Here is a 20,039-nt window from a genome sequence, read left to right as displayed (position 1 = left end):
GCCGGAGGCACGGGCCGCAGACCGCTGCCTCCGGCTTTGTGTTTGTGCGGTGGCTTCACTATTGTGCCATCCAGCCACTGCGTGCCCGGCTGTTAGGGGGCGTAGACGTTGTAATCCCGGGGCATTCACCTGTCTTTTTCTGTCACTTTTCCATAAGTTGCCATACCGTGGCAGTAGGTGTTATGGCCCATGGGCAGATTGCCTCAGCTGTGCCTTGAGGCTGCACTTTATTGTTTGGCAAGGTTGCATTAATGTAGTGGCTAAGCCATGCAATATGGTTGTTTTTTAGAGGTTGGGCTGTAGCCCGACCGTCCGTTTTTCTCCTTTTTTACGTTTTTTGTGTTAATTATTTGCGTGTATAATCCTTTTTTATACTACTTTTGCATTGACAAACGTGTTATCTGGATAACTTGCGTCTGTGACTCTATTGCTAATTTTACATATATTCATTATATATCAATAACTACAAACAATAGTAACATGAAGAAAAGATTTCTACCTCTGTTTGTGTTGGGAATGTTATCGGGCACTGCCTCGGCGCAGCGTGCGACCGACGTGCTCGACCGAGGCTTGGTGGCTGTCCAGGTAAAGGCAGACTCCAAGCTAAACAAGGAGGGGGGCATCTTCTGCAGCTGGCGTATGCCTGCCGAGGAATATTATGATGTTAAGTACAACATCTACCGCGACGGCACCAAGCTGAACAGCGAGCCTCTCAATGTTTCAAACTACTTGGACAAAAGCGGATCTACATCAAGCAGCTATCAGGTGCAGGCGGTTGTACGCGGCGTACCGCAGCAGATGTCGGACGCCGTGACGCCATGGGCCAACAATTACCTTGAAGTGCAGATGGATCACGGCAACCTCAAGAGCACGTACATACCCAACGACGCTTGCATGGCCGACGTTGACGGCGACGGCGAGCTTGAGATTCTATTGAAGTTTGACAACCAGGAAGACATTGCCGGGCGTTGGAAGAAAGGAGGAAACAACGGAGAGTATGCCATCATCGAGGTATATAAGCTCAACGGAAAGCGGTTGTGGTGGATTGACCTTGGACCGAACATGGCCGATTTCCAGAACAACGAGAACAATATCGTTGCTTACGACTGGGATGGCGACGGCAAGGCCGAGGCTGTGTTGCGTGCTTCCGACGGCACTGTCGTACACAAGGCCGACGGCACAACGGTTGAGATTGGCGACATGAATGCCGACTACCGCCCGGCAGACGGGCATACGGGAGGGGCTGAGTTCTTTGTGCACGAGGGCCAGGAGTTCCTGCTCTACCTCAATGGCGAGACCGGAGAGCCTTACCAGATAATGGAGTATCCGCTGAAAAGGCTTGAAGATGGCGAGACCGACCTAAACGCTGCTTGGGGCGACGGCTACGGCCACCGTTCCACAAAGCATTTCTTTGGCGCTCCCGTGCTCGACGGTCGCAAGCCCAGCATCTTCATCGCACGTGGCATATACACACGCCACAAGATGATTGCATACGATGTTAACCCCGCTACCCACCAGCTCGAAGAGCGTTGGCACTGGAACTGCAACACGCCGGGATCGATGTGGTACGGGCAGGGTTACCATAACTATTGCATCTCAGACGTCGACTGGGACGGGCGCGATGAGATTGTGTTCGGCTCCATGGTGATTGATGACAACGGCAAGGGCCTCTCGTCGAGCGGCCTCGGACACGGCGACTCGCAGCACTGCAGCGACTTCGACCCATACAGCTTCGGGCAGGAAATCTTTGCCTGCAACGAGTCGCAGCCTAACAATAACTTCCGCGACGCAACCACATCGAAGATATATTACCGCTCTGTGGGCAGCCGCGACGACGGCCGTGCCAACATGGGCAAGTTTGTAGACGACATACCCGGTGCCCAGGGAGTGTCGTCGCGCGACGACAATCTCGTTGGCGCTGCGGCCCATGCCGGCGTCGACGGATATTCGAAGAGTTCGTTCAACATTACACAGAACTTCAGGATATATTGGGATGGCGACCTTTGCGAAGAGTCGTTCGACTATCGCAACGGCAAGAACACCGAGGGACACATCGTCAAGGCGCGCGAAGGCGAGATAGCGGTGCTGGCCGGCAGCATGACCAACAACGACACCAAGGGAACGCCTTGCTATCAGGGCGATGTGCTGGGCGACTGGCGCGAGGAGGTCATCATGCGCACAGCCAACAACAACATACGCATCTACACAACCGACTTCCCCACGAAGTGGCGCAACTACTCGCTCTGGCATGACCACCAGTACCGCCAGGCCATGGTATGGCAGATGTGCGGATACAACCAGACTCCGCATGCAAGCTACTATCTTGGCGAGATGGAAGGCATCACGATGGCGCCGCCGGCTCTTTCCATGACGGGGCGTGACGAGATTGCAAACGGTTCGTCGATAGATGCCGGTAGCAACGACAAGCACATCATCATGTGCGAGACCAACGACATGACTGTCAGCGTTGCCGACGGTGCACAGCCTTACATCTTTACCGACAATGCGCCGATATGGACGCAAGGCCATGACGACAACAACAACATCACTACCGAGACATACACCCACACGCTCACGGGCGGGGCGTTTACAGGCTCAATGCGCCTTGTCAAGCAGGGCAGCGGAGTGCTTGTGCTGCCCAAGGTCACCGAGACATATACGGGCAACACCGACGTATGGGGCGGTACGCTCAGCTTCGACGGAACCATGCAGTCAAGCCGCGTCTGGCTCAACCGCCACACAACGCTCATCTCTGATGGCGGCAAGTTCATGAAGGGCATACAGGCAGAGTACAACGCCAGGCTGCTGCCAGGAGGCGAAGGCAAGCAGGGAACCATCGAGACCGACTCGCTCATACTCAACTTCGGTTCGCGGATGCTTATCGACTTGTTCAGCGACGGCATCTCTTCCGACCAGATAAAGGCCAATGTCCTCACCATAGGGAAGAAGGACTGGAAGAACGGTCCGCAGTATCTCACCCCGGTGATGGAGTTTGTTTGCCATCCTGCTTCGGGCGAGGACAGGATTGCCGAGGGCAAGTATCTGATTGGTGAGTTTGGCAAGATAGAAGGCGACATCAACGACCTTGTCATCGAAGGGCTCAACAGCCAGCGCAAGACCTTGACCTACGAAGACGGCAAGCTGTATATCTCCATAGAGAACTACGTGCCGGGCAACGTTACATGGACAGGCGCCGAAGGTGGCGATTGGGACCTTGACAAGACCCCGAACTTTGCCGTCGACGGTTCTGAAGACTTGCGTTCGTTTGTCCAGGGCGACATCGTCACGTTCAACGACATTGCCTCTGTCACCGACATTACCGTCAGTGGCAACGTCGCTCCCAAGAGCATAGTATTCGACAACTCCGAGAAAGACTTCACAATATCCGGCGACAGCATCGTCGGAGAGCCCACAGTCGAGAAGCGCGGCACAGGCAGCGTCACAATAAACAATGTCAACCACACCGGCAATACCACCATCAGCGGTGGCGAGCTCGTGGTAACGTCGCTTGCCAACAACGTCGGCCAGGAGTTTGGTTCGCTTGGCGGACTCGACAAGAAGGTCACCATCACAGGCAACGGCATACTCGGTGTGTCGGGCTCAGTGACCTCGGGCCAGGAGATTTTCGTAGGCGAGGGCGGTGCAGTCATCGACGTCAAGCCGTCGTCGTCGCTCACCATGGAGCGCGGCATTGGCGGCACAGGGGCGTCGGCTGTGCTCAGCAAAGACGGTACCGGAACGCTCACGCTCGGCTCTTCCAACCAGGTGGGCCGCCTCGTCATCGTTGCCGGAGTGGTCAATGCCGTTGAGAGCGGCGACCAGACACAGCTGCCGCCTGTCGTAGAGTTCCGCGGTGGAACGCTTTACGACCCCAACGGCGAAGGCTCTTACACCACCAACTATGCTGCGTTTGAGGTGCCCGAGGGCGCAACCGGCACGTTCTATGCCGACCCGCGTTGCAACTACCGCGGCAAACTGACAGGTGCCGGAACGTTCAACGTCAACGCGGCAGGCGTCCGCAACTACTTCCAGGGCGACTGGAGCGAGTTTGAGGGAACGCTCGTGCCGGGCTTGTCGAAGCGCGCCACCTACGACCCGTCGTTCGACTTCGACAACACCTACGGTCTGCCTAAGGCCACACTGCAGCTCAATTCGGGCGTGACATTCAACAACAGGGGCCACGCTGTGAGCATTGCCAACGTCACGGGCTCGGGCGTACTGGCCGGAGGCGGCACGTACACCATTGGCGGCCAGGGCGACGACATCAAGTTCCGTGGCCAGTTCGATGGCTCGTCGGTAGTGAAGACCGGCGACGGCACATGGTCAGTATACACCTCTTCCCCGCAAGACAACATCGGTTCGGTAACGGTGAATGGCGGCGGGCTGTATCTTGACACATACAATTCTACAACGTGCATCATGTCTGGCACGATAACGATGAACAGCGGCACGTCGATCAAGGGCACCGGCACGGTGAAAAACATTGTGCTCAACTCGGGCGCAGAGCTTGCCCCGGGCCGCACCACCACAGCCGATGTGTCGGGCTTCGTTGCCGCCGAGGGCAACCTAACGGCCAATGCCGGCTCTGTGGTCAGCCTCAACATCAAGAACGCTTCGAACACCACGAGCTCGAGGTCTTTCCTCAAAGTGGGCGGAGCATTCAAGGCCGACGGAACCATCCGCATTACTCTCAGCGACAACTACTCTCCCGAGGAGGGCGATGAGATAGTGCTCTGGACGGCCGGCAGCTTCAGCGGAACACCTACGGTAGAACTGCCCGAGCTGCCCGAGTGGCTCGACTGGGACAGCACCGGCCTGCTTGCGGCCGAAGGCAAACTGCGCGTCATCTCTTCGGCAGGCATCTCGTCGAAGCCGGCCGCCGACGAAGCTGTCGTTTGCCGCGTGTTCACTCTCAGTGGAGTGCTTGTCGGACAGTTTGAGGCCACAGGTGCAACAGCCGTAGAGCGTGCCAAGAGCGCCATCGGTGCATCGGGCACATACATCATCCGCATCAGCGGAGCCGATTCGGCTTCTACGGTGAAAGTCGTAATCGACTGAATCTGATTATATTGAGCGTAAAACGGAGTTTGGTGTCCGTTTTACGCTCATTTTAGTTAAAACTAATTAATTTTGGGCGATTATCCACAAAGAATTAGTGTATAAAGGATAATGTTTGGCTGTTTTTACCTATCTTTGTCGCCGAAAGATATGACCAAAGGCTAAAAACGAAACTTATTAATAACCAACTTAATTATTTATGAAGAAGCAATTACTAATGATGGCGGCTGCCTTCATGGGCGTAGCTGGGTCGGCTTATGCTTATAACATCGGCGACGCAGTTTATACCCATTCAGGCAAGTACAAGATTGTGGGTGAGAACATCGTGGTCAATGGCGATTTCTCAAACGGTACGACCGGCTGGACCGGCCTGACCGGCAGGGCCATTCCTACCGACACGTTCAACGTTGTGCCAAACGGCGGGCCCGATGGCAAACCGTGCCTTCAGGTCATGATTAGTGGCGGTACGATGGGCAATACTCTCGACGGCAGTGCCAACTTCCGCCAGAGCGTGCGCCTTGCCGGCGGCAATACCTATGTGATTTCTTACAAGGTCAAGGCCAACACCGGTGGCGTTACGTCTACCGCACGCTGGTCGGGCCGCAACGACAACTACCAGGATGTGTTCGTCAACGGCAACGGATTGAGCCCGTATCCCACCGAGACAGAAGACAACAAGTCGCAGGGAAGCGTGGCCGAGTGGATTGACACCAAGGGCGGCGAGTGGATGACCATCAACTATGCCTACCGCGCCGAGACAGACATCTACCTCAACTTTGAGTTCTTCAACCTCATCCAGTTTGACAGCTTTGCCGACTTCGGCGTTTATTCAGCTACGCAAGTGGGCGACGACCGCATTGCCACCAGCGCAGCAAACACACTGCAAAGCATCATCGACGACACCGAGACATTCCCCGATGCAGCCGATTACCTGTCGGAGCCGTTGGCCGAGCTGAGGTCTGCTGCCGAGAATCCCGACATCTCGGTTGACGAGCTCAACGGCATGGTTGATATGATCATGGGCAGCGAGTCGGCCCTGAGCGAGTATCTCAACGCCATTTCTGCCGACGTGTCTTCATATTTCGATTACTTCACGTTTGACGACTGCACCGAGAAGGGCGCCAACAAGGGCGCTGCCGAGGGATGGTCGGAGACCGGCGGACGCTGGGGCGTGAGGGCTCCGTGGTCTGACATGACCACACGCCACATCTTTGCCGAGAGCCCGGCCAACGTGGCCATGGCTGCCGGTAGCCAGTATCAGACTGCCGCACTCCCCAAAGGCAAGTACCTGTATATGGTAAAGGGCTCGGGTACAAGGTATTACGGCGACGGCTCGGGCAAGAAATCCAACTTCTACATACCCGACTACTATAACAATGTTTCGGGCATGGGCTTCTTTATAAATGGCGACTCTGCAGAAATGAAAGACGTGCCCACATACATGTCTAACATTTATTACAAGGTGTTCGACGTGGCTGAAGACGGCGACCAGACCATCGGATTCTATCGCGACGCCCAGAGTGCCTTTACGGGCAACGACCGCAACAAGGTGAGCGGTTCGGGCATTGTGCGCTTCGACAACATGCACATACGCATACTCGGCGTTACCAACGAGGATGTTGAGGCTTACTTCCTGAAGGAGACACTGGCCAACTCGCAGAACGCGCTCAAGGTGATGGTCGACTCGGCCAAGAACGTTGTTGCGCTTACAAAGTACATCTGGGGCAAGGACGAGCTGCAGGCTGTGATCGACGAGTCTGACAATGTGTATGCAACATGCACCAATCCTACGCAGGAAGACATCGACAAGCTCGACGCACAGATGCCTATCATGCGCGACGCCATCCGCGCTTACTATGCTGTAAACAAGGAATATGTGCAGCTGGGCGAGGACATTGAGGCTGCCAAGGAAGTGGCTGCCGACGCAAAACGCCCTGCCGGCAAGGATGCACTCAATGCTGCCATCAAGACGGCCGAAGACTATTACACTCCGCTCAACGCGTCGTCGGTGCGCGACTCGCTCACTCTTGTCAAGACCGACTCTACGCTCAATGCCGCTGTGCAGACATTCTATGTTGCCAACGCATCGTGGGAGGCACCTGCTGTGATGAACCTGGTGAACGCCGACTTTGCCGACAACTCAACCGGATGGTCTATCGATGCCATAGGCGGCACTGCTTCTTGGAAGTTTGGCACCATCGACGGCGTGGGCCGCACCATGTACTTCAACCGCGGCAACACGGCATACGACAACAAGTATGCATATCAGGACGTAAAGGTTGAGCAGCCCGGAGTCTACGAGTTCTTCGCCACTCTGGCCGTGCATAACTCACAGTGGAGCTCAATCGAGGGCCAGGTGACCAGCACTTACCTCTATGCCAACAAAGACTCCATCGAGGTTTGCACTCTCGGACCGGGTGAGCCCACTGCCCAGGTTGTTGGTTCGTTCGACGACTTCAGCGTGGTAAGCAAGGTTACCGACATCAACGACACCGAGCAGGTGCCCGTGGCCGGCTACATCCGCGTGGGTCTTGAGAAGCGTCCGTTGCCCGATGGAACCAACGCTGTTGTCAACATGATTTACATTGCCAACACCAAGCTGCTCTACTACGGTTCTATCGAGGACTATGAGACCGGCGTTACCGATGTGGAGGTGGTCGACACCACGTTTGATGTTTACAACCTCAATGGCATGAAGGTGCGCTCTAACGTCAACTCTCTCGACGGCCTTGCCAAGGGCATCTATATTGTCAACGGCAAGAAGTATGTTGTGAAATAATTCATTATATCTAATATTAATTTAGTGCCAAAAGCTTAAACGCTTTTGGCACACTTTTAATTGACTTGTTTATGAGACAATATTTTATCTTTTTATGCATACTTTTTGCATTGTTTTCGTGTGATTCAGATACAGATGCTTTGTTAAGTGTAGATGATGATAAATGTATTAATGGGGAAACACGAGGAGGTAATTTACCGTATTTTGTTGATTTCGATATTTACGGGGATAAATATAAAACATTTATCGTTACTAGTGCAAATAATAACGGAGGTGTTGTTGTAGGAGATAGGGGGCCTTTTCCTTTTTATTTAGATGGTCATACGGCAGTAATTTTGGCAGATTATTCATATATCGATTTAATTACCCCATTGACTAATCTTTATTTCGATGATAGGGGTTTATGGCCTTCCGTTTATACTTATGATTATACTTTGTCAATGTATGTGTGTAGACCAATACCGATTGGAGAAAAAATTGCCATTTGGGCAAGTGAGGAGGAATATACTAATGCAGATCTAAGAGCCCACGATGGTGATGAAGAGTATTTTTCAAAAGCATGTGATACATTTGTATGTTGTTATATTACAACATTGCGTAAGAATATGGTTATTGTTTATGATTCTGTTAGATGGTTTGATTGATATCATTATATCTTGGGCGAAAGGGCAACAGCCTTTTCGCCCTTTTTTGTTGCTTTTCGCCTCGCAGCCCCTTGCTTTTTCTGCTGTATTGCCGCCGCGGTTTTGCCAAATTATTGCACCCTCAAACCGGCAATCCTGCCGCATGATTCTTGTTTTGGTGTCGATGCCCTGCTTGTCAAGCGCCTGTGTTCTCCGCCGAGGCTCTTTCCTCACCCTTTTAACCGGCGTGTGCCGCCATAAATGCGGTAAAACAGGAAGTCATTATGCGCTACATTTTTATGCGTGTTTTTTGTGATGAACAGCCCGGTAGGGGGGGTGAGAGATGGCCCTGCCGTGGGTGTGGTGTCGGCATGGGGCTGCGCCGCTGCGTGCGGCCTTGACCGGCTGCCGGCCGGTATGGCCCGTTTTGCTTTGCCGGACGGGCTGTTTTGCATTGCCGGACGGGCTGTTTTGCAGTGCCGAACGGGCCGTTTTGCAATGCCGAACGTCACGTATTGCACAGCACCGGTCGAGGGGTAGGTTTTTAGCCGGCGTTTTTCTTCAGCCCCGGCATTATGTAGGCAGTCAAAACGCCCCATGGCATTGTTGCGTGGGCCGGACGGCCCATTTGTCGGACCACAGCGTTTTGCAATGCTGCCCGAAGCATGCCGGGCGTTTTATTGGCGTTTTGCCAACTTTTAAGTAGGTGTTCAAAATCAGTTGCCATCAAATTGTGCGCTCTTTCGGAGATGCATGCCAAAGTCCGAAAAGAGAGCGTGGCGGGCTACGCTAATGATGAGACTTTGGCATGCGGCCCGCAAGATCACACAAGATGGAGGCAAATATATAGTGGACACATGCAAGGTCTATTGTATCGGTTAGTTTTGAACAGTTGCTTACCGCCGCCTAACGGCATTTTTGCCGTTGCTTTTCGCATGTGTGGCCCGCCCAACTTTCGGTATGTGCCGATTACGGTTTGCCCTGCGGCTGCAGGTTGGCGTTGTTTGCTATTATTGCCTGTCAATGTTGAAATTGTGGCGGTAAACGTCGGTAAAATAATGAAGTCAAGAAGCCTGAAATCTGGGTGAAATGTTTGAGGGGCATGAAGCAAACGTGAAAAACGGCGTTTGGCAGAGAGCCGTTGTTGTGGCGGGCAGCGTCGTTATCAAGCTCAGCTACATTTTTTCTCATTCAAATGGCGTCGGGGCTATGCCCGCCCATAGGCAAAGGGTGGGGCGGGCCAGGTGTGCAAAGGGCATGGGTATTGCAAATGTTGGGTCGGCGCAGAGACTGATGGCCCCGACATGAGGTAATAAACAGCGTTTTACACATTATTATATTTATAGCTGTTGGAAATTAATTTTGAACACCTACTTACACATTATTATATAATTATATATGCTTGTGGTCGGGTTCTGCCATAAGCAGTGGCGACATCGTCGGCGCAGGCATATCCAGCCCGATTGCCGCACCGCTGGTGTACAGACCGGCCTGTGCAGACGTCATTTTATGATTTGTTGCTATTCATTTTGCACGGTTTAATGACCACAGAGTTAAAACAGCTTAAATATCAATTATGCGCTTTAAAAATACAGTGATGAAACATTGTGGTTTGCTTTCTTTTAGCTATCTTTGCAAAGTCAGATCAAAAAACTATTACTAAACAAAGTATTTCAACTAATTTAATTGTTATTTATGAAGAGACGATTACTTATGATGATGGCAGCCATAGCTGGCTTGGCTACGCCTTCATTTGCTTACCAGCAAGGGGATGCTGTCTACACCTTTAATGGTAAGTTTAAGATTATTGGTGAGAACATGCTCACCAATGGCGATTTCTCGGATGGCGTGAACGGTTGGACCGGCCTGACAGGAAATGCTGTGCCCACCGACACTTTCAGTGTCGTTCCGGCAGGAGGCCCCGACGGCATGAACTGCCTCCAGGTGTCTATGAGCGGCGGAACGCTTGGCACAAACCTTCACAACAGCGCAAACTTCCGCCAGAGCGTGCGCCTTACTCCCGGTAACTATGTATTCACATACAAGGTGAAGGCCCTGACCGGTGGCTGTACGTCGAACACCCGCTCAAGCGGCCGTAACGACAACTATCAGGACGTGTTCCTCAACAACTCTGGCAAGTCGCCTTACCTGAGCACCAACGAGGCCGACAACATCACTTCGAGTGTGGCCGCATACGTAGAGACCGAGGCCGGCAACTGGATGACTGTTTCTTACAACTATCGCGTTGAGGCCGACGAGTATGTAAACTTCGAGTTCTTCAACCTGATTCAGTACGACTGCTTCGCCGATTTCGGTGTATATCCTGTAGAGCAGGTTGGCGACGACCGTCTGCTGCAGGATGCCGTCAATACATTGGAGGCTTTTGTTGCCGACGAGACCAACTTCCCCGGTGCTGCCGATTACCTGGCCGGCCCGATTGAAGACCTCAAGGCTTCGATGGAGAATCCCGACCTCACTGTTGACGACGTGAACGGAATGGTAAGCATGATTCTCGGAAGCGATGGTTCGGCACTTCAAGAGTACCTCAACACCATCTCTGCAGACGTTTCGAAATATTTTAATTATTTCACATTCGACGATTGCGCAGAGAAAAGCGCCAACAAGGGTGCTGCCGACGGTTGGACAGAGAGCGGCGGCCGCTGGGGCGTGAGCGCACCGTGGTCAGACTTCACCACACGCCACATCTTCGCCGACATCAACGGTGGCTACGGTTTGGGTGCCGGTTCGCAGTATCAGTCGGCTTTCCTGCCCAAGGGTAAGTATCTCTATATGGTGCAGGCCTCTGCCTATCAGTATTATACAGCTGCAAAGGAGACCTATATCGTTGACTGGTACAACCAGCGCAGCGGCCTGAAATATTTCATCAATGCCGACTCTATCGACATGGCTGATGTGCCGACTTGGAAATCAAACACTTATTTCCATGTGTTCGATGTGGCCAACGACGGTGAGCAGACACTCGGCTTCTACCGTGCCGCCAACGAGGCTGCCAGCGGCAACGACCGCAACCGCGTGAGTGGCGGTGGCCAGGTGCGTTTCGACAACATGCACATCCGCATACTCGGTGTTACCGACGAAGACGTTGAGCGCTTCTTCCTTGAGAACAATCTTGCCGACGCACAGAACTCTCTTAAGACAATGATTGATTCGGCCAAGACCGTTATCGCCGACTCTCGCTACATCTGGGGTAAGGACGTGCTGCAGGATTCCATCAATGTGTCGCAAGGCATTTACGACCAGTACACCAATGCCGTGCAGGAAGACATCGACAAACTCAACGACCAGATGCCTTTGATGCGTGATGCCATCCGCGACTATTACGCTATCAATAAGGAATATACACAGTTGGGTGACGACATTGCAGCTGCCAACAAGCTGACCGGCGACGAGACCCGCCCCAACGGAAAGGATGAGCTGAGGGCTGCCATCACAACAGCCGACAAATATTATAAGTCGCTCAATTCTCAGTCAGAGCGCGATTCGCTCCAGCTCGTCAAGACCGACTCGTTGCTCAACGACGCTGTAGGTGACTTCTATCTGGCAAATGCCTCTTATCAGACACCCGGATACATCAACCTCGTGAACGACGACTTCACCGACGGAACCAACGGATGGTCGGTAGACAATGGCACCGGTACTGCTGTATGGAAGGCCAGCGACGTTGACATGCCTACTTACAAAGGACGTGCCGTGGTGTTCAACCGTGGTGTCACAGCAACCGACAACAAGTACATCGTTAAGGATGTATATATCAAGAAGACAGGTATTTACGAATTCTCTGCAACATGTGCCGTGCACAGTTCGGCATGGAGCGAAATCGGTGAGAACCAGACTTACACTTACCTGATTGCCGGTGCCGACTCTGTGAATGTAATCACAAAGGGCGATGGCTCCAAGAAGCAGCAGATAGGCGAGTGGGCCAGGTTTGTAGTTCAGACCGAGATTGATGATGTTGAAACATCAGAAGGTCTTGTTGCTCCCCACTATCTCCGCGTGGGTCTTGTGAAGATTCCTAAGGAGGATGGTACCAACCAGAGCGTAAACATCATCTGCTTCGGTTCGCCGCAGCTGATTTACTATGGCACGAAGGAAGATTACGAGCAGGGCATCTCTGACGTAGAGGTGGTAGACACTACCTTCGACGTTTACAACCTCAACGGTATGAAGGTTCGTTCTAACGCAACTTCACTCGATGGTCTGGCCAAAGGCATCTACATTGTCGACGGCAAGAAGTATGTGGTAAAGTAAGTTAGACGTCTATAATAATCAACAACCAGTACCAAGGGGCCTCAGGCTCTTTGGTCTGGTTGTTCGTATCTGTCTGTATGTGCTTACGGGGCAGCTGCCAACGACAGGCTTTTGACGAGATTTGTCGTAATATTTCATTGTTTTAAATTACCCGGTTTTTGTTTTGTTTCACAGAGTTTCATATTTCTGTTCATCAAGCATTGTTTTGTCAGGAAATTGTTTTCCAAACGCCTTCTGTGCGTAGTTGGCACTGAAATGCAACGCGCTGAATGCCAGTTTGATGTGCCGCTGCATGCCAGCTGTTGTCTGTCGGCCTATGGCTTTTGGTGCAGTTTTTTCCACATTCTTGCCTTCGTAGCGTTCAACCGGTGGTTTCACCGGCTTTTTCGCCATCGCCACGCCGTCGTCGTACAGTTTGGCATGGTTTGCCATAGCCATTCCGGCGTCCGTTTCCCGATGCTTTTTCCTGCCGGATTTAATTTCGTTTGCCCACGGTTTTCGGAAGCTGCCGCTTGCTCATCGTTTGTTTTCGCGGTAGCCGCGCAGACTTCACAGAGTGTAATCTTTTATGTCTGTTTATCGTATTTTAATCCATATTTTCGCATGTAAGCGTAGTTTCATGCCAAATGTTCCAGGCCTCGCGATAACAGTCTGATGCGATTTCAACATATAAAATCGACCGTTTTTTGTATTTGGTAAATACAGCCAATCGTTCATTTTAACATTTTCATTGAACCGTTTTGAATGGGTTTAAGGCATAGATAATTGACATTAACCACCTTTAATTGCTAAAATATTTAGCATATACCCCCTTTACGGGTTTCCTCATTAAATTTTCTTTCCTTTTGTTTTCTTTATTACCTAAAAAATATGTAACTTTGCCCAAACTATAAAACAATCAGATTCGTGTTGCCTATTAACATTTAGGGGTCAATAACTACAAAATAAATATAAATCAAAAAAGCAGTATGAAGAAACTCATCTTTTGTTTTTCGCTTGTCTGCGTGGGAATGTTGTCTTCCTGTGTGGATAAGAACGAACTTGTGGATGAAAAATCCAAGCCGTCGTGGCTGGGCGAGAGCATCTACGGGGAGTTGAGCAACCCGGACCCGTCAAAGGGCCTTACGGGTACGTTCAAAAACTATCTCCGTCTGGTTGACGACCTCGGCTATGCCGAGACACTCAACCGCACCGGTAGCAAGACGGTGTTCCCCGCCAACGACGAGGCGTTTGAACGCTTCTTCCAGAGCAACGACTGGGGCGTGAGCCGCTATGAAGACCTGACGCAGGCGCAGAAGAAAATGCTACTCTACTCGTCGATGCTCGACAATGCCATCCTGGTTGAAATGTTGTCGAACGTTAGCTCCAACGACGGCATCGTGTCGGGAAATGCTGTGAAGCATGCCACTTCACTCAATGCCATCGACACTGTCACCACATACCCCTTCCTGTCGGCCCTCGACGCTTACGGTGAGCGCAATCCATTCTGGACACGCTTCTCCAACGGCATCTCGCTCGTGAGCGACGCAACGAAGCCCATGCTCGTTCACTTCACGCGCGACTACATGCTCAAGAACAGCATCACCACCGTGGGCGACGGTAGCGACTTCTCAATCATCACCGGCGGTAGCTATGAAGACTCCAACGATGCCTATGTGTTTGGCAACAGGATAACATCGCGCGACATCACCTGCCAGAACGGTTACATCCACCAGGTGGAGGATGTGGTTACGCCTCCGGGCAACATGGCGCAGCTCATCAAGCGCGACAAGAACCTGTCAATCTTCAACCACATGCTCGACCGTTTTGCAATGCCTGTCTACAACAGCCAGGTGACAAACAACTACCACGACTGGTATGCAGAGCAGGAGAAGGTGCAGGACATGACCGGAGTGCCCAACCCCGACTCTATCTATGAGGTGCGCTATCTCAGCAAGATGTCGCAGGGCAACGTCAAGTTCAACGGCGACGCAAGGAGCGGAGGCGTATTCCTCGACGACAACCTGCTCACATTCGACCCGGGATGGAATGAGTATTACGTGGCTTCGCTCACTGGATCGACAGCCACCGAGCTGGCCGACCTCGGCGTGATGTTCGTGCCCGACGACGAGGCCCTTTCGACATACCTCACCGAAGGTGCAGGAAGCATACTGCTTACCACTTACGGCAAACTGCCAAATACCAAGGAGAACGTGATGAGAAATGTGGAGGACGTGCCTCTGAGCATTCTCTCCAAGCTCATCTCAAACATGATGAACACTTCGTTTGCAGCTTCAGTGCCCAGCAAGTTCTCGTCTATCGTCGACGACGCAAAAGACGTGATGGGCATCACCATTGGCGACCTCAAGACCAAGGCAGACGGTGGCTACGATGTGCGCATTGCCAACAACGGCGTGGTGTATGTCATGAACAAGGTGTTCGGCCCCAAGGCTTACGAGGTGGTTTCGGCCCCGGCACTCTTCGGAGCCGAGACAAACATGAGCATGGTGAACTGGATAATCCAGAACGTTACATATAATAATGTATACGGACTCGGACTCGACTACTATGCTTACCTGCTTTCGACATCGTCGAACTACGGTCTGTTCTTGCCCACCAACGAGGCTTTCGACTGTTATTATCTCGACCCGACTTCGCTCACCCGCTCTACAGGCCCCGAAGTGATACATTATTATTATGTAGGCTCCGGCTCGTCGAGCTCTACCGCCGGTTCTGCCGGTATTGCAGCATCGAGGTGGAAGTATAATGTGGAGACACATCAGGTGGGCGACTCTATAGGCGTCATCGACTTCGAGGGAGCCAACAACGACGCAAACATGCCCATCATCAAGGCCCAGCTCTCAGACATAATACAGCAGAGCACCATAGTGCTCGGCGAGAACGAGACACTGCAGCCCGGATGCTATTACCTGACAAAGAACGGAGCCGGAGTGAAGATTGAGGGCAGCGGCGACCTGAGCAACGGACGCGTGCTCGGCGGCGGACAGCTCGTCGACGGCCTGCCTGCACCGACCATCACCGAGGTGTTCAACCAGACCAACGGAAAGTCGTATGCCATCGACCACCTCATACAGGGAACAACCCGCAGCGTTTATTCTTATTTGAGCACAACGCCGCGCTTCAGCAAGTTCTTCGACCTTTGCAACGGATTCGACACCGAGATTATGGCTTGGGCCGGAATATCCACCGAGAAAGAGGAAGGCGGCACGGGCATCATCGAGTCCGACCAGTATAAGACGTTCTTCATACCGGGCGAGACCAGCACTTCGTCAGACCAGCAGCTGCGTTGCATCGACTACAACGTGAAGTTCTTCAGCAACTACAACTACACTCTCTATGCTCCCAACAACGACGCCGTTGACTATGCAGTGAACCACGGACTGCCCACATGGGACGCAATCTACGAGATATTCTCCAAATATAACAATGAAGAGGGAACCACACCCGATGGCGAGGAGGAAGCAAAGGCCCAGGTCAAGGTGATGATCAAGGCCATTCGCGATTTCGTTCGCTACCACTTCCACTCAAACTCGGTGTATGCCACAACGACACTCGGCTCAACCCATAATGATTACACCACATTCCTCGTTGACGACAACACACACATCAGCCAGAACCTGACGGTGTGGGGCGACAACACCGGTAAGATTCACGTGAAAGACGTGGTGGGCGAGAAGGTGATAGACCCCTCGAACACTAACCTCATGACCAACGAGATGACCCGCGACCTGGAGTTCAACAAGAACCGCACCCAGGCAGGCAACTACGTAACCGCTTCGTCGTATGCTGTCGTGCATGAGCTCACACAGCCGCTGAGCTACAACTCAACGGAAGATTTCAGCCAGGGCCTGCAATGATGGACTAAGTTAAGTAAAATTAAAAACAAAGCTAAAATAAGTTATGCCAAGAATAAAACTATTGGTTACAGCCATATTGCTGACCCTCGTGCAGACTGTGTTTGCCCAGGGCACGCGAATATCGGGAAAGGTCTCTGACGACTTCGGCCCGGTGATGATGGCTAACGTTGTTGAGCGAGATGCCAACAACCGTATCGTTACAGCTGCCGTCACCGACGTGAACGGTAACTTCTCTATGGTGGTCAAGAACACCAAGAACAAGCTTTCTGTTTCGTATGTGGGTGCCAAGCCAATCACCGTGCCTATTGGTGCAAAGACGGTGTTCAACCTGAAGTTGGGCTCGTCGCAGACTACTGTGAAGGAGGTGACCGTGACATCGCGCCGCCGTACCAGCTCGGGCGGTCTCTCGATACCCAAGCGTGAGGTGTCTGTGGCCCAGCAGACCATGGACATGGCCGACGTCGAAGGTCTGTCGTTCACCAGTGCCGACGAGGCTCTCCAGGGTAAGATTGCCGGTCTTGACATCGTTGCCGGGTCGGGTAACCTTGGTGCCGGCACACAGATGCGCCTGCGTGGTGTGACTTCTATCAATGGTAACAAAAACCCGCTCATCGTCGTTGACGACCAGATTTACGATGCCCCCGACTTCGACCCGGAGAATGCAACCGAGGAAGACTATGCGTCGCTGCTCTCTGTCAATGTTGAGGATATTGCCAGCATCACTGTGCTGAAGGATGCTGCCTCTACAGCCATCTGGGGTTCAAAGGGTGCCAACGGTGTGATTGAGATCAAGACAAAGCGTGGTGCCCGCGGTAAGACGAGGGTTAACTTCTCGTATAAGTTCACAGGCAACTGGCAGCCCAAGGGCTACGAGCTGCTCGACGGTGACAGCTACACCATGCTCATGAAGGAGGCTCTCTACAACCCGACACAGGCTCAGGACGCTACGACCAACGTCAACGAGCTCAACTACAACCAGTCTTGGCCGCTGTATGAGAACTGGAACAACAACACCGACTGGGTGGACGCTGTTACTCAGTTCGGACAGATGCACAGCTACAGCCTTAACCTCACCGGTGGTGGCGAGAAGGCCAACTTCCGTATTTCTGCAGGTTATGACCATCAGACCGGTACGATTATCAAGCAGACGCTTAACCGTTTCACCACACGTATGGCTCTCGACTATTTCGTGAGCGACCGCATAACGTTCATCACCAACTTCTCGTTCTCTTATACCGACAACGACAAGAACTACACCGACCTGCTCGGTATCGCCCAGAAGATTGCCCCTAACATGAGCATCTATCGCCAGAGGGCTGACGGAACAGACACTGATGAGTATTACATCATGAACCGCAGCGACGCCAACCGCAACCCGTCGTCGTCGGAGCTCGACAAGATCAGGGAGCTCGGCAACCCCATCGCCATCGCCAACCTGGCCAAGTCGCAGGAGACCGTATATCGTATCAACCCCGACTTCAGGCTCAAGTATGAGCTGCTGGGCATCGAGGAAGGCAAGAGCCGCCTTACATACACCGGTGGCGCTTACTTCGACATCTATGCAAACAGCAAGCCGAGCTACTATCCTGCCGAGTTGGCAAAGCTCACACTCACTGACACCGACTACAACCGCGGTTACAACTACGAGAGCAACTCAATGACATTTACCTTTACCAACGACCTCGTCTTCACTCCTTATTTCAAGAATGAGGACTGGACGGCCACGATGCGCTTCCGCTATCAGATGGTGACAGGTAACAGCAGCAAGCTCGAAGAGACCGCGCGCCTCTTGCCTCCTGGAATCGAGATTCCTACTCTCGGCGGCGAATTGCTCGAGGGCAGCAAGACTCCTACGTCAAGCTCTACCGGAAAGTCGCGCTCGCAGAACTGGAGCTACACCGGCCACGTTTCTTACAAGAGCCGCTACTCTCTCGGACTCACCATCCGTGCCGACGGCGACTCTAAGTTCGGTCCGAAGAACAAGTGGGCTTACTTCCCCAGTGTGTCTGCACGATGGAACATCATCGACGAGCCGTTCATGGAGCCGTTGCGCAAGGTGGTGTCGATGCTCGCCTTCCGCCCAAGCTGGGGTATGGTGGGTAATGCGCCAAGTTCTGAGTCGCTCTTCTACGAAATCTACAAGCCGTCCGAAGGCGCCTACGGTCCCGAAGGCGGCACGCCAACCACATCTATCACACAGCTTAAGCTCGACGACCTGAAGTGGGAGACAACAACCAGCTACAACCTCGGTTTCAACCTCGGATTGTTCGACGACAAGATCGATGCTGAGTTTGAGTATTACTACAAGAAGACTACCGACCTGCTGATGAAAGACGTGGCCATCCCGACAACCAGTGGATATTCAAAGCTGGCCTACGCCAACGTCGGTGCCATGACCAACGAAGGATGGGAGCTCAACGTTAACTTCAACGACATCGTAAAGGTGGGCAAGTTCTCTATGGATGCTTACGTGAACGTTTCGCAGAACTACAACGAGATTACCGAGATGGACGAGAAAGTGCTCAACTCTGTCAATGCGGAGTGGTCTAACGAGAACGGTAAGTATATGAACCGCGCACAGGTGGGCAACCCGCTCGGCTCTGTCTATGGCTATAGGTACAAGGGCGTTTACCAGTATTCTTACGACTATCTGCTCAACCAGCAGAGGGAGAACAACTGGACGTCTTCCGACTTTGAGAACTGGATTAACAACGAGTTCCTGGCCAAGGGCAAGACTGCTCCTGTGGCCCTCGACAAAGACGGCAAGGTGCTAATGCAGGAAGACGGAACCCCGAAGCATGTGGTATACGACTACACTGGCGTGAACTATGAGTTCAAGGGTGGTGACGCCATCTACGAGGACATCAACCACGATGGTGAAATCAACAGCCTCGACGTTGTTTACCTCGGCAACTCGCTGCCTAAGGTTAACGGAGGTTTCGGCTTTACCTTCACTTACGACAGGTTCACGCTGCGTACCAGCTTCAACTATCGCTTCGGCAACAAGGTGGTCAACACGGCACGCATGAACCTCGAGAACATGTCGTCGGCTTACAACCAGTGCGCAAGTGTAAACTACCGCTGGCGCAAGGATGGCGACGTAACCCCGATACCACGCGCCATGTACGGCGACAAGGTGGCTTACAACTACCTGGGTTCTGACCGATATGTAGAGGATGGCTCGTTCGTGCGCTTCCAGTATGTGCAGCTCACTTACAACATGCCGCCGAAACTCACCAAGAAGCTCGGCCTGAACCAGTTTAAGATATACCTCTCTGCTAACAACCTGTATTGCTGGACCAAGTATAGCGGCACCGACCCAGAGCATTCTGCCGACGGTTGGGGATACGCTGAGGATGACTCTAAGACTCCGAGAGCCAAGTCGTTCACCGTTGGAATTAATATAGGTTTCTAAAACTCGATGTGTAAACGCATATAAATTGGAGTTATATT

At 52.5% G+C, this 20,039-nt stretch carries 7 protein-coding genes; 6 read left to right on the top strand and 1 reads right to left on the bottom strand.

Annotated elements, in window-relative coordinates; all coding sequences use genetic code 11:
• Window positions 1–480: 480 nt before the first annotated feature.
• The 4 genes from M3089_RS07775 to M3089_RS07760 all read left to right on the top strand — a co-directional run bounded on the left by M3089_RS07775 (window position 481) and on the right by M3089_RS07760 (window position 12,729).
• Entirely contained in the window at window positions 481–5,058 is a 4,578-nt protein-coding gene (locus tag M3089_RS07775; protein ID WP_249083137.1) for a rhamnogalacturonan lyase family protein, read from the top strand.
• 199 nt (window positions 5,059–5,257) lie between these two features.
• Window positions 5,258–7,837, top strand: a complete 2,580-nt coding sequence (locus M3089_RS07770; protein WP_249083135.1) for a hypothetical protein — start codon at window positions 5,258–5,260, stop codon at window positions 7,835–7,837.
• Window positions 7,838–7,908: 71 nt separating this feature from the next.
• Window positions 7,909–8,481 carry a hypothetical protein gene (locus M3089_RS07765; protein WP_205109062.1) on the top strand — a complete coding sequence of 191 codons (573 nt, stop codon included), beginning with the start codon at window positions 7,909–7,911 and terminating at the stop codon, window positions 8,479–8,481.
• A 1,674-nt stretch (window positions 8,482–10,155) separates the two neighbouring features.
• On the top strand, window positions 10,156–12,729 hold the full coding sequence (locus tag M3089_RS07760) for a hypothetical protein (RefSeq protein ID WP_249083133.1): 2,574 nt from the start codon (window positions 10,156–10,158) through the stop codon (window positions 12,727–12,729).
• A gap of 168 nt (window positions 12,730–12,897) precedes the next feature.
• Here the strand turns inward: M3089_RS07760 and M3089_RS07755 are convergent, their stop codons facing one another.
• Window positions 12,898–13,167 (bottom strand): hypothetical protein, encoded by a 270-nt coding sequence (locus M3089_RS07755; protein ID WP_249083131.1) that lies wholly within the window; start codon window positions 13,165–13,167, stop codon window positions 12,898–12,900.
• Window positions 13,168–13,697: 530 nt separating this feature from the next.
• Between M3089_RS07755 and M3089_RS07750 the strand changes: the two genes are divergently transcribed.
• Together M3089_RS07750 and M3089_RS07745 are read left to right on the top strand one after the other, a co-directional pair.
• Window positions 13,698–16,586: a fasciclin domain-containing protein gene (locus M3089_RS07750; protein ID WP_249083130.1), complete on the top strand. Its 2,889-nt coding sequence runs from the start codon at window positions 13,698–13,700 to the stop codon at window positions 16,584–16,586.
• 43 nt (window positions 16,587–16,629) lie between these two features.
• Window positions 16,630–20,001, top strand: coding sequence for a SusC/RagA family TonB-linked outer membrane protein (locus M3089_RS07745; protein ID WP_205109068.1), 3,372 nt, complete (start codon window positions 16,630–16,632; stop codon window positions 19,999–20,001).
• Window positions 20,002–20,039 lie beyond the last annotated feature (38 nt).

The organism is Marseilla massiliensis, from assembly GCF_023336985.1.
GTDB lineage: Bacteria > Bacteroidota > Bacteroidia > Bacteroidales > Bacteroidaceae > Prevotella > Prevotella intestinigallinarum.
The sequence above is the reverse complement of the archived record's forward strand: the minus strand, read 5'-3'. Positions and strand labels throughout refer to the sequence as shown.

What these genes read in the sequence shown, in the direction of transcription:
- M3089_RS07770 (WP_249083135.1), top strand. Translation starts at nt 5,258, where the DNA reads ATGAAGAAGCAATTACTAATGATGGCGGCTGCCTTCATGGGCGTAGCT.
- M3089_RS07750 (WP_249083130.1), top strand. Translation starts at nt 13,698, where the DNA reads ATGAAGAAACTCATCTTTTGTTTTTCGCTTGTCTGCGTGGGAATGTTG.
- M3089_RS07755 (WP_249083131.1), bottom strand. Translation starts at nt 13,167, where the DNA reads ATGGCTATGGCAAACCATGCCAAACTGTACGACGACGGCGTGGCGATG.
- M3089_RS07760 (WP_249083133.1), top strand. Translation starts at nt 10,156, where the DNA reads ATGAAGAGACGATTACTTATGATGATGGCAGCCATAGCTGGCTTGGCT.
- M3089_RS07775 (WP_249083137.1), top strand. Translation starts at nt 481, where the DNA reads ATGAAGAAAAGATTTCTACCTCTGTTTGTGTTGGGAATGTTATCGGGC.
- M3089_RS07745 (WP_205109068.1), top strand. Translation starts at nt 16,630, where the DNA reads ATGCCAAGAATAAAACTATTGGTTACAGCCATATTGCTGACCCTCGTG.
- M3089_RS07765 (WP_205109062.1), top strand. Translation starts at nt 7,909, where the DNA reads ATGAGACAATATTTTATCTTTTTATGCATACTTTTTGCATTGTTTTCG.